Annotated in this window: 14 protein-coding genes and 1 pseudogene; 7 read left to right on the forward strand and 8 right to left on the reverse strand. The window is 63.2% G+C overall.

The genetic code is table 11. From position 1 onward, the window contains the following. The first annotated feature begins 106 nt into the window (after nucleotides 1-106). Together E3T27_RS16690 and E3T27_RS17215 are read left to right on the forward strand one after the other, a co-directional pair. Complete coding sequence (locus E3T27_RS16690; protein ID WP_104197184.1) at nucleotides 107-1066, forward strand: LysR family transcriptional regulator; 960 nt, start codon at nucleotides 107-109, stop codon at nucleotides 1064-1066. A gap of 735 nt (nucleotides 1067-1801) precedes the next feature. Then, nucleotides 1802-2116, forward strand: coding sequence for a hypothetical protein (locus E3T27_RS17215; RefSeq protein WP_206750148.1), 315 nt, complete (start codon nucleotides 1802-1804; stop codon nucleotides 2114-2116). A 76-nt stretch (nucleotides 2117-2192) separates the two neighbouring features. Here E3T27_RS17215 and E3T27_RS17250 read toward each other — a convergent pair. Next, nucleotides 2193-2591, reverse strand: a pseudogene (locus E3T27_RS17250) (choice-of-anchor I domain-containing protein); the annotation flags it as partial. 465 nt (nucleotides 2592-3056) lie between these two features. On the opposite strand from E3T27_RS17250, the gene E3T27_RS01365 reads away from it, so the two are divergent. Next, complete coding sequence (locus tag E3T27_RS01365; RefSeq protein WP_104197187.1) at nucleotides 3057-3563, forward strand: SRPBCC domain-containing protein; 507 nt, start codon at nucleotides 3057-3059, stop codon at nucleotides 3561-3563. A 124-nt stretch (nucleotides 3564-3687) separates the two neighbouring features. Here E3T27_RS01365 and E3T27_RS01370 read toward each other — a convergent pair whose 3' ends face one another. Next, entirely contained in the window at nucleotides 3688-4110 is a 423-nt protein-coding gene (locus E3T27_RS01370; RefSeq protein WP_104197188.1) for a YkvA family protein, read from the reverse strand. Next, nucleotides 4107-4418 carry a hypothetical protein gene (locus tag E3T27_RS01375; RefSeq protein ID WP_134571339.1) on the reverse strand — a complete coding sequence of 104 codons (312 nt, stop codon included), beginning with the start codon at nucleotides 4416-4418 and terminating at the stop codon, nucleotides 4107-4109. The genes E3T27_RS01370 and E3T27_RS01375 overlap by 4 nt, the downstream gene beginning before the upstream one ends. A 214-nt stretch (nucleotides 4419-4632) precedes the next feature. On the opposite strand from E3T27_RS01375, the gene E3T27_RS01380 reads away from it, so the two are divergent. After that, complete coding sequence (locus E3T27_RS01380) at nucleotides 4633-4896, forward strand: SDR family oxidoreductase (protein WP_198416453.1); 264 nt, start codon at nucleotides 4633-4635, stop codon at nucleotides 4894-4896. A gap of 66 nt (nucleotides 4897-4962) precedes the next feature. Here the strand turns inward: E3T27_RS01380 and cynR are convergent, their stop codons facing one another. Beyond that, on the reverse strand, nucleotides 4963-5835 hold the full coding sequence (gene cynR, locus E3T27_RS01385; protein WP_206750143.1) for a transcriptional regulator CynR: 873 nt from the start codon (nucleotides 5833-5835) through the stop codon (nucleotides 4963-4965). 115 nt (nucleotides 5836-5950) lie between these two features. Between cynR and E3T27_RS01390 the strand changes: the two genes are divergently transcribed. Beyond that, nucleotides 5951-6610 (forward strand): carbonic anhydrase, encoded by a 660-nt coding sequence (locus E3T27_RS01390; protein WP_134571342.1) that lies wholly within the window; start codon nucleotides 5951-5953, stop codon nucleotides 6608-6610. A gap of 34 nt (nucleotides 6611-6644) precedes the next feature. Beyond that, nucleotides 6645-7115, forward strand: coding sequence for a cyanase (cynS, locus tag E3T27_RS01395; RefSeq protein ID WP_104197192.1), 471 nt, complete (start codon nucleotides 6645-6647; stop codon nucleotides 7113-7115). 81 nt (nucleotides 7116-7196) lie between these two features. On the opposite strand, the gene E3T27_RS17125 is transcribed toward cynS, so the two are convergent. From E3T27_RS17125 to E3T27_RS01410, 4 genes are all read right to left on the reverse strand, one after another. Next, complete coding sequence (locus E3T27_RS17125) at nucleotides 7197-7319, reverse strand: hypothetical protein (RefSeq protein ID WP_277612381.1); 123 nt, start codon at nucleotides 7317-7319, stop codon at nucleotides 7197-7199. A gap of 227 nt (nucleotides 7320-7546) precedes the next feature. Continuing rightward, nucleotides 7547-8104 carry an acyl-CoA thioesterase gene (locus tag E3T27_RS01400; protein ID WP_104197193.1) on the reverse strand — a complete coding sequence of 186 codons (558 nt, stop codon included), beginning with the start codon at nucleotides 8102-8104 and terminating at the stop codon, nucleotides 7547-7549. Between the two features lie 116 nt (nucleotides 8105-8220). Then, on the reverse strand, nucleotides 8221-9363 hold the full coding sequence (locus E3T27_RS01405) for an alpha/beta hydrolase (RefSeq protein WP_241992065.1): 1143 nt from the start codon (nucleotides 9361-9363) through the stop codon (nucleotides 8221-8223). Between the two features lie 93 nt (nucleotides 9364-9456). Next, a complete protein-coding gene (locus E3T27_RS01410) occupies nucleotides 9457-9981 on the reverse strand; it encodes a YbhB/YbcL family Raf kinase inhibitor-like protein (protein WP_241992066.1) in 525 nt (174 codons plus the stop codon). Between the two features lie 199 nt (nucleotides 9982-10180). On the opposite strand from E3T27_RS01410, the gene trhO reads away from it, so the two are divergent. Further along, a complete protein-coding gene (trhO, locus tag E3T27_RS01415; RefSeq protein WP_134571343.1) occupies nucleotides 10181-11158 on the forward strand; it encodes an oxygen-dependent tRNA uridine(34) hydroxylase TrhO in 978 nt (325 codons plus the stop codon). Nucleotides 11159-11293: the final 135 nt, after the last annotated feature.

Below are 11293 nucleotides of genomic sequence, written 5' to 3' on the forward strand. Positions count from 1 at the left end.
TCTGGGACCAGCCTATATTTAGCAAAAGCAATTGTTTATGCAGGGTATTCGTTATAATTTCTAATGGTTTGGTTTTTGGTGGGCTGATGGGTGTACGGAGTAGCACATGCTGGATGTCAGGCGGTTGCGGCTGCTGCGTGAACTGAAGATTCGCGGCACCCTGGCCGGGGTCGCCACGGCCCTCGCGTACAGCCCGTCCGCGGTGTCGCAACAGCTCGCGCTGCTCGAAAAAGAGGCCGGCGTCGTATTGCTCAAGAAAGTCGGTCGCCGCGTGCAGCTCACCCCGCAAGCCGAGATTCTGGTCGAGCACACCACGCATCTGCTGGAGCGGCTCGAGCTCGCTGAGGCCGACCTGCGTGCCAGCACGACGACCGTGTCTGGCACCGTGCGGGTGGCTGTGTTCCAGTCGGCAGCCCTGGCCGTGATTCCGCGGGCGCTCACCTTTCTCGCCGAGGAATTTCCAGCGCTGCGGGTCGAAGTGACCGAGCGTGAGCCCGAGCGTGGCCTGTTCGACGTCGCGGCACGGGACTTCGACCTCGTGCTGGCCGAGCAGTATCCCGGCCACACTCGCGCGCACTGGCCCGACCTCGACCGGGTGAACCTCGCGACGGACGCATTACGGCTCGCGGTGCCGCCCGCGGAGAACTCGCGCGTTGGCGCCGACAGGCTCGAGGACACCGCCGGCCTGCCCTGGGTGATGGAACCGGTCGGCACCGCCTCGCGCCAGTGGGCCACGCAGCTATGCCGTTCGGCCGGGTTCGAACCCGACGTTCGGTTTGAGACCGCCGACCTGATCGCGCACATCCGCTTGATTGAATCAGGCAATGCCGTGGGCATTCTGCCCGATTTGGTCTGGGCCGGTCGTATGCCGGCCGTGCAGCTGCACGATCTGCCGGGCACACCACATCGCACCCTATTTTCGGCCGCGCGTCGTTCGAGTGCCGGGCGCCCCGGCGTCGTCGCGGTGCGCGGCGCCCTCGACCGGGCGGTAAGCAAGGTGGCCAAGCCCACCGAGTCCGACCCGCTCGAGCCGCCACGCCCGTTCGAGCCGCTCGCGCCGGTGTGACACGCCCCTGCGATCACAGACGGATGCCCCGGGCACGACAGCCGGGGCATCGTGCGCCCCGACCGGGGTGTTGATCGGGATCACCGCCGAGAACGTGGCAATTCCAGCGGCGTTGGCCGCGAAGGTGCCGAGGTTCACCGGTGTGGAGTAGAGCGTGCCGGTGATCTTTTGCCCGGGGTTCAGCCCGGAGACCGTGACGGTGACCCGCTCGCCCGGGGTGAACCCGGCGTCGCCGACCGTGACACTGGCCCAGTCGGTGCCCGCCAGCACGGCGCGGCCAAGCGGTGCCGGGTCGACGAGCACGTGCTGCTCGAAGTACGAGACAGTGGCGGTGAGGTCGGCCTGGCCAGTATCCGTAGCGTTGATTCCGGCGGCGAAGGTCGTGAATTTATCACCGCCCGCGGCCAGGAACGAGTTCGTCGTGACGCGAAAGACTGCGGCCGGGGAGATCGCCACACCGTTCAGGGACATGCCGACGATGTGCTCGCCCTGTGCGGCGTCGGGCTCGTGGTTTCCCACAACGGATGCGTCCAGCTCGGCCGCGAGGAGGGCGTCGATGGTCGGTTCGTCCTGCTGCGAGAACGACGTGAAGGTGGAGGCGCCGATGTTGTCTCCCGCGGAGACGAACAGGGTGTTCGGGTTTTCGGTCTTCGGCTGCGCGACGGCTCCAGCGAGCACGGCAGCGCCGGCCTCCTGGTCCTGGCGTTGACTTCGAGGCGACCGTGAAAGTCGTTGATGCCGGGCACCTGGATCTCGGTGGTGACCGGAGCGACGATGGTATTGATCGAGAAGATCGTCGTGGTTCCGGATACCTCGTTGCCGACGGCGAGCATTGGCTCACCGGTGGGAGACTTCTCTGCGGAGATGAACGTGACACCTTCCGGGCCGAGGTCACCAGCCGCCGACAGGTCGGTGATGGCATCGCTGTGCGTGGAGTTGAAGTACGCGGGGTTCGCCGCGGCGGGGATGCGTTCGAAGTCGTCTCCGGAGCCGAAGGCCTGCGTGCCGTTCGTGTTCCAGATGGAGAACGAGCGCGAGCCGAAGGAGTAGAGCTCGTCCTAACAGCTTTTGGTGTGGCAAGGTCGACGATGGCGACGGCGTTGGCTTCCTGCAGGGCAACGTAGGCGGTGATTTCGTCAATCGCTACATATTCGGGTTCGAGGTTGGCCGAGATCGGGAACGCCGTATTGACCGTCGGGCCGAAGACGCGCACGTCCTCGTGCAACGTCCTGCCGCCATTGGCTTCGTAGGCGTGAAAATCAGCCGTCGTAACGGCAGACTGCGCCGGTGCGGCCAGCGTGCCGGGCAGTGTGACGACGCCCACGGAACCCTCGGGGTCGATCGTGTAGGCGTCGTTCGGCTCACCCTCGTTGGCCACGACGGCGTAGCTGCCGTCGGCCGAGATGCTGACCATGTCGGGCAGGGCTCCAACCCTGACGGCACCGAGAATTGTGGGCGCCGCGGCGGTGGCGTCGAAGAAGACGAGCCAGCCGGTATCCGTTTTGCTGGGCGATTCGATGGCCATCGCGCCGAGGCCATCGGCACCGCCGACACGAGGGGCGCGGCCGACACGAGGGGCGCGGCCGCGAGCGCGGCGCAGGCGACGACGGCCGCCATGGTGACTATGGGAACTCGGTGACTATGGGAACTCGGTGACTATGGGAACTCGGCGTCGGGCTGGGCGTCTCAAGGCGCTCATGCGGTGATCCTCCTGGGAACAGACATTGGATGCCTCTGCGTAGCGGTCCCAGGTGTCTGGCAGGCGAATACAAGGTGACTTCTCGCCCTCGATAGGATCTGGTCATGACGGATGCCGACGGTCACCCTCGCATCGAAACCCAAACCGGTGGGGCCGCTGCGGCGGGGTCAGCGGAGCGGGCGGCCACAACGCCGCCGTGTCCGTTCTGGAGGGCCTCTGACATATAGCCGAGGGGCGCAAAGTGGCCTAGCCTGAGGTAAGACTCGCGTTTCACTCACAGTGGAGGTCACCATGTCAGCCAAGCCCACCGGACGCCTCGTTCAGCGCGAGGACGGCCTGTATCTCATGCTGAATCGGTTGTTCAACGCGCCGATCGAAAAAGTGTGGGCGAGCCTGACCCGCCCGGCCGAACTCGAGAAGTGGATCGGCACCTACACCGGTTCGCCGGCCACCGGGGCCGTCAAATTCAGGATGACGGCGGAGCCGGACGCCAAGTGGGAGTACGTGAGCATTCGGCAGTGCCAGGCTCCGCACCGCTTCAGCGGCGATTTCGGCGAGGGCGAGGATTCTTGGCGCGCGCTGTTCCACCTGGTCGAGGGCGACGGCATGACCAACCTCACGTTCGGGCAACGCTTGCGTTCCCCCTCGGAGGTCGCCACGATGGGGCCGGGCTGGGACTTTTACCTCGATCGACTGGTCGCCTCCCGAGCCGGCCTGCCATTGCCCGAGTGGGAGCATTACTATCCAGCGCACGCGCAGTTCTACAAGGACCTCATCGTTCCGGTGCGCACCGCCTAATCGGTCACTTCGTGCTGCGGTAGCTCTTGGCAGTGGCGAGAAGCGCTCCGCAGAAGTTCCATAAGACGAACCCTCGCTGGGACGCCTGCTCGACGGGTTTCGGATCGTTTAGCGAACGCGAGCATTACGCCGAGGGTTTCAAGCCAGCCAGTCGGAGCACGGCTGAGAGCCCTTCGGGTGTTCCCGGCCAATGCCGCTTGACCGCATCGCTGCCCGCCCGGCGAGTCGCGAATCGTAGAGCGATCGCGACAACGATGGCGTCGTCGGCGTAACCGAGAACGGGTATGAAATCCGGAATCAAGTCGATCGGCGACAGCAGGTAGAGCAAAAGAACCGCGAGCCAGATTCGAACCCCGATCGACACGGTTCGATCGGCGGCGAGGCGTTTGAGTAGCCGGGCGACGTCGGGCGCGAGGCGCAGCAGATCACGAAGTGATGCTCCGCCAGGCTGCCGGCGTTGCTCGATCCAGAGAACGAGAACAAGAACCAGCCATAGCACCAGCAATCCGCCGAGCACGCTCAGGACAACGGTCCACCAGGTCGTCATAAGCTGCCCCCGTTCGAACAAAAGATTCTGAGACCCTCGCGAGCCACGTAATAGACGATGACGTAACCCGCGAGCGGGTCGGCCCACCACCATCCGAGTGCCAGATCGAGTACCAAGCCGAGGAGCACCGCGCTGGCAAGGAGACCGTCGATGAACGCCACCCGTCTTTCGGTAACCAGGACCACCACAGCCGCCACGGTCGCGAGGAAAGCCAGCACGATGACACCAATGAAGTTCCACCCCAGCGTGATCCATTCGAGGGCTTTCCCCCGCCCAACGAGTATCGCCGCACGATCGGTGGAAGTCATGCATTGATTCTCGCAGTCCGCGATCGGATTCGCCTGCTGACGAGACAGCCGCGGTCGCGCTGCAGCGAGGCATCACGGCCGTCAGAAAAACGACCGCGAGTGGAACCTTTCATCGAACTCGTAGGAATTGGGAGATCACCTAGACATCGACACCCCGACTTGCGGACGAATGATTTTGTGGGTCGACAGAAACCAAGTCGGACTCAGCCTCGCAATGGTCGTGCTCTGGTTGGCAAACGCAGTGATCCGGATAATCGTGATCGCCAACGCAGACGCGGGAACCAACGAACGGCATGTTTTTAACCTCGTTCTCGCATTATCGAAAGAGGCCATGAACTTTTACAGTCGCTCTCTCGCCGCCGAAGTCGGGCCGAAAGGCGTGCGGGTGGTCAACGTCTTGCCCGGCTTGATCGCCACTGTCGGCGCCATCGCGCACCACAATGCGATGGCCGCCGAGCGCTGCATTGGTTTTCTGTAAAACGAATCGGTGGTGTTGGACAGGTCCTTTGACGGTGACTTCGTTGGTCGTGGCGGGGTCAGGCGGCTAGCTCCACATCGATATCAGCTCGGTGAAGGCCCTGCTGGCTGCGCTCATGTACGCACCCTGCCTTCTGAGCAGGGCTGCGGTGCGGTGTGGAATAGCAGGCAGCACGGCAACCGGGTTGAGCCCGTGCTGTTCGCGGGCAATGGCTTCGGGCAGCACGGTGGCGAGCTGGCCACGACGAATGATTTCCATGATCGCGCTGACGGAGTTGACTTCGATCGCGATGCGGGGGGCAACGCCGTGGTCCCGAAAATGCAGGTCGATGTGGCGCCGGGTAGCAAAGTCATTACTGAGCAGCACAAGCTCCTCCTGTTCCAACTCCCGCAGGGTCATGGGTGCCTGCTGTCCGACGCGCAGATGGTTGTTGCCGACAACCAGGCTGAGAGTTTCGACGAACAAGGCCTGGGTCTCAATCTCGGACGAACGCACCTCGGCAAATGCGATGCCTAGGTCGAGGGTGTCCTCGGCCAGTGCCACCTCGATGCGGTCTTGGGTCATCTCCTGCAGGCTCAAGGTGATGCCGGGATAGCGGGTGCGGAAGCGTTCGACCAGTGGACCGATCAGGTACGCGGTGAACGTAGGCGTCATCGCCAACCGGAGCGATCCACGGCTCAGGTCCTGCACGTCGTGGATGGCCCGGGTTCCGGCGTCAAGTTCGCGCAGGGCGCGGCGGGTGTAGCGCAGGAAGGCCTCGCCAGCGTCTGTCAGCCGCACGGTCCGTCCGGACCGGTCCAAGAGCTGAACGTTTAACGAGTTCTCCAGTTGCTTGATCTGTTGCGACAGCGTCGGTTGGGAGACGCGGAGCGACTCGGCCGCGCGAGTGAAATTCTGGTGTTCCGCCACCGCGGTCAGGTAACGAATGTGGCGCAACATCACAATTCTCCAACTATAGAAATTACCTATTGATTCCATCATAAATAGGTCTTGGACACTATAGATAGTTTCCGTCATCATTGAGATATCCCCCCAAACATCGAGAGGACAGCCCATGCAAAACATCATTGAAGGCTTTCTGAAATTCCAACGGGAGGCCTTTCCGGCGCGTTCTGAACTCTTCAAGGAGCTGGCCACCGCCCAGAGCCCTGAGGCCCTGTTCATTGCCTGCTCGGACAGCCGGGTCGTGCCAGAGCTGCTGACCCAGCAGGAACCGGGTGACCTGTTCGTCATGCGCAACGCCGGCAACATCGTGCCCGCCTACGGCCCGGAGCCCGGCGGTGTCTCCGCGACAGTCGAGTACGCGGTCGCCGTCCTGGGCGTCACGGACATCATCATCTGTGGCCATTCCGACTGCGGAGCGATGACTGCCATCTCGACCGACATGAACCTGGACCACTTGCCGGCCGTGGCCAATTGGCTTGCCCACGCCGACGCGGCGAAGGCCGTCAATGCCGCCCGTACCCACGCATCGGCCCACGAGTCGTTGAAGGCCATGGTCCGCGGGAACGTCATCGCCCAGCTGACCAACATCAGGACCCATCCCTCCGTCGCCTTGGCCCTGGATCAGAACCGGCTAAACCTCCACGGCTGGGTCTACGACATCGAAACCGGCTCCATTGACACCCTGGACGGTGTCACCGGCCATTTTGTCCCACTCGCGGGCAATGCGCCGGACCATGCCACACCGGCCGTATCCGGCTTGGCCGCCTAACCACCTCGTATCACCAAAAGAAAAGGAAAACACCATGATTCATTCCCAGAACACCCCAGCTCCGCGCGAGGAACTGACCGCCGCCATCATCGACGCCAAGATGCGCAAGGACCTCTCCTGGCAGGAACTGACCGATGGCACCGGTTTGAGCCTAGTTTTCGTCACCGCCGCCCTGCTCGGTCAGCATCCGTTGCCCGAAGCCGCTGCGGAACTCGTCGCTGAGCGGCTGGGTCTAGGCAAGGACGCCGCAATGCTGCTGCAGACCATTCCGATGCGCGGCAGCATCCCCGGCGGCATCCCGACCGACCCCACCGTTTACCGGTTTTACGAAATGATGCAGGTCTACGGCTCCACTTTGAAGGCCCTGGTCCACGAACAGTTCGGCGACGGCATCATCAGCGCCATCAATTTCAAGCTAGACATCAAGAAAGTTGAAGACCCCGACGGCGGTTCACGTGCCGTGATCACCCTCGACGGAAAATACCTGCCCACCAAACCCTTCTGAACCCGGCCTCGCGGCGGCGCGATCGGGGCGCCTGCTGCCCCATGAAAAAACCCTCCAGACACGGACAAATCATGGACTTCATCACTCGGTCAGAATGTCGCGTTTGTACTTGGCGGTATAGGTCCGCCGCCGAACACCCTCGGGAACCTGGGAATCGGGAACTTCTTCCACCACTACAGCCTGCCCGGTCGAGTTGGCGGCCAAGAATTTCCCGCAACCGCACACCCGCACACATTGGCTCGAAGGCTGTACACGTGCCCGCAAGCCAAACCCCTTAGAGCGGCACCTTCCTCTCGATAGCGCTCAAACTCAACTGACGTGCGGCTGAAGAACGACGCAGCAGTGGGGACCCGCTCTGCCAACACCGCCAGCCTCGAACCACTTTGGCGCAGCTGACGCTGCTCGTGGCGCGGTTGGCGCAACCCGTTCAGCTAGTTCCAGATGCTCGGCGCGGGGGCTCGCGTGGCGGGAGCCGCGGCATTGCGGCTCCACTCAAGCAGCCACTCGGGCACCGTCACATCGTCGGGGGCGACACCGATCGCCTCGAGCAGCTCGTCGATCGTCACCACGCCGCCGGTGCGCTTGAGAAAGCGGCCGCGAATGTAGCCGTGGGAGTAGATTTCGGGTGAGCCATCGGCATCCGGTCGCACGAAACGCTGCTCGACGTATACGGCTTTCTCGTCGAAGCCGAGGATGCGCGACTCCACCGTGAACTTCTGGCCGACCGTGAGCGACTTGCGAAAGCTGATCGTCTCAGAAACCACAACCGGGTACCAGCCGCGCTCCTGGAAAATGGCCCAGACGCCGGTTCGGTGCAACATATCGAAGCGGGCCACGTCCATGATCGACAGGTAGACCCCGTTATTCATGTGCCGCAAAATATCCAGGTCGGTCGGCATTGTCACGAAGTTGGTGCGAGCGACGTCGAAGTGACCGAGCCGAGGGCCGAACTTCGACAGCAGGGCATGAAGGAGGGTTCTGAAGAACATATGCACGACTCGATGCTAACGACACCGGCGCTCAGGCACGGTGACTATTGTGGGTGAGCACCAGCATCCGATGCCCCAGCAGGGGGTGATCGCGGCGACCCATGCGTGGTCCTGACCTAGAGTGCAGCGACCGCGCGCGGCGCGACAGCACGCACGAATGCTCCGAGGCGACGGTAGACCTCCTGCGATTCCGGATGCGTGTCGTCTTGCTGCCAGGTGTGCTTGGTATTGACGCTCTGTCGGCCATAAATCAAGGTATCGACGCGAATCTTGCGCGCCCGCAGCGCCTCGATGAAGTTGAGGTTGGCGCGGTAAAAGTAATCGCGCTCCGATGTCGTGACAAAGACCGGCGGAAACCCGCGGTTGAGCCACTCGATCGGCGACATAAAACGTGCGGCCGTGCGCAGGTGCAGTCCCCGCCCCCGATCGGGCAACAGCATCCTGACGAAATTGAGGCTCAGTACAAACCCGCGGTCGAACAGCACCGAGAAATCGGCGATGCTGCAGTGCTGCACCAGGCCGCGCAGGTTTCGCGGGGCGACCGGGGGTGCGATGTCATAGTGTGTGGCGAGTTCTGGCTCGAACGCCGCCGCTGTGAGCAGCGCCGCAATGTGGCCGCCGGCGGAATCACCACCGAGCACGATGCGTGTCGGGTCTCCCCCGTAGGCGGCGATGTTGCGGGCCACCCAGTCGAGCACGGCGTTGCCATCCTGCAACATGTGCTTGAGCTGAAACCGCGTCGCCATTCGATAGTTGGCATTGACGACGATCATGCCTTCGGCGGCCTGGCTCGCGCAGTACTTGGTGAGCGGATCTTTGTCACCCGAGGTCCAGCCACCGCCGTGAAAGTACACGTAGACGGGCAGCGGTTCCGCACCATCCGCGCGTTTGGGAGCGAGTACGTCGAGCCGGTGAATCTTCTGGCCGTCGCCGATGTAATCCAGATCGAGGTCGTACTCAACGGAATCGATCGGGTGCAGGTTGAATTTATGCACCGGAGCCGCCCGTCGCAGCATGAGCGCGCGCCACGCCCAGACCGGCAGGCGGCGAATCCCGGTCTCTCGATGAGCCGACCGGTCGACAGTGACGCCATCAGTGTGTAGACGGATACCGTGCAGCCAGGCCGGTACCGGCGCGGCACTTTCTGGTGTGGTGCGGTTTGGCGTGCTGCGGTTCGGCGTGGTGCGTTCTGGCAATGATGGGGAACGGTGCGGGGGGATGCGACTATCCCTGTCGAACGTGGTGGTGACTTGACTCATTGATTGAGGATAAGTCGACTCCCCCGAATCCTCGCTGGGAACAATCCCATTTGGGGTTGATTTCCGGTTTCACGTGGGTCGAACGCCGGGCGTTCAGGCAGCGGATGCCCCACCCGCGACCCCGGTCGCCTCCAATACTGCACGCGCAAGCGTGTGAAAGTGCAGGTTGAAGCCCAGGACGCCCGGTGTGGACTGCGGGTCGAGGTCAAGCGTTGGCACGTCGAGCGCGTGAACGATGAACTGGTAGCGGTGGGTACCGGTTTCCGGCGGCGGTGCGGCGCCGGAAAATGAGGTGAGTCGCAGCTCATTAGGCAGTACGAGCGAGCCGGCCGGCAACGATTGAACTCCAGCGGAAAGCCCAGTCACGGAGACCGGCAGGTTGGCTACAGCCCAGTGCCAAAACCCCGAACCGGTCGGCGCGTCGGGGTCGAACACGGTAAGCGCGAAACTCAGGGTCTCGGCTGGAAAACCCCGCCAGGAGAGCTGGGGGGAAACATCCGCTCCCCCGGCATCGGCACCGTACTGCGCTGACCGCAACGGACCGCCATCGGTCATGTCGCTGCTAGTGAGTGAAAACTGGGGCACCTCGCCGAAGCGGGCGAGCGGGTCGTTGGTCACAATGGCCTCCTGAATGCGCGTCTGGTTGTGGCGCTCCGTCAGCCTACGCCGCCGGTTCCCGTGCACGCTCAAGAATGCCGCTAGCGAGGGGCATGAAACCGTGGTAGCTTCCGAGCAGTCACCGTTGGAAACGACTCCAGCGAGGGGTGGCGCTTTGCCGTGCGCTCGAACAATGCGCGCACTCTCGTAAAATGAGCCCATGGCCATTCCGAAGATTCTGCTCTTTTACATCTTCACACCACTGGCCGACCCCGATGCGGTGCGTCTTTGGCAACGCGACCTGTGTGCCGGGCTCGGCCTGCGCGGGCGCATCCTCATTTCGAAGGATGGCCTGAACGGCACGGTCGGCGGCGACCTGCCCGCGATCAAGAAGTACATCCGCAAGACGCGCGGCTACCCCGCGTTCAAGAACATCGATTTCAAGTGGAGCGAGGGCACCGGCCTCGACGAGGACGGCCAGAGTCTGGACTTTCCAAAACTCGTGGTCAAGGTGCGCGACGAGATCGTGAGCTTTGGCGCGCCCGGCGAGTTGCGCGTCGACAAAGCGGGAGTCGTCGGGGGCGGCACCAAGCTGCAGCCAGCCGAACTGAACGCTCTGGTCGCCGAGCGCGGCGACGAGGTGGTCTTCTTCGACGGGCGCAACCGGTTCGAGGCTGAAATCGGCCACTTTCGCGACGCGGTCGTACCCGACGTGGTGAACACGCGCGAGTTCGTGGCCGAACTCGACAGCGGCAAGTACGACCATCTCAAGGGCAAGCCGGTGGTGACCTACTGCACCGGTGGCATCCGGTGTGAGGTACTCAGCGGCCTGATGAAGTCCCGCGGGTTCGACGAGGTCTACCAACTCGATGGCGGCATTGTGCGCTACGGGGAGGCCTTCGGCAACGAAGGCCTGTGGTCTGGTTCGCTCTACGTCTTCGACCAGCGGATGTCCATCGACTTCGCTCCCGGCGCTGCCGTGCTGGGCGTCTGCCAAATCTGTGCCGCGCCGACCACGAACATGCCTAATTGTGGGGATCCTTCCTGCCGGGAACAACTCGTAATCTGCTCCGAGTGTGTAGCCCAGGCGTTGCCGGCCTGCGACGCACACGCCGGGTTGCGCCGGGTAGAGAGGGTCGCCGCGGTCAACGAGCTTTCCTTCACCGTTCTGCCGGGTCGGGTCTCTGGGTTTCTCTAGGCCTTGGTCCGACCCCGATCGGCTCTGCCGTGAGCTGCAAAAAAGACGTCACCCAGCCAGACTCCCCCATGAGGGGGGCGTTCCACCCCCGCATGGGGGAGTTTGCCCCTGAGAATCTCTCACTAAGCTCCGATC

The organism is Cryobacterium lyxosi (genome assembly GCF_004403345.1).
GTDB classification, from domain to species: domain Bacteria; phylum Actinomycetota; class Actinomycetes; order Actinomycetales; family Microbacteriaceae; genus Cryobacterium; species Cryobacterium lyxosi.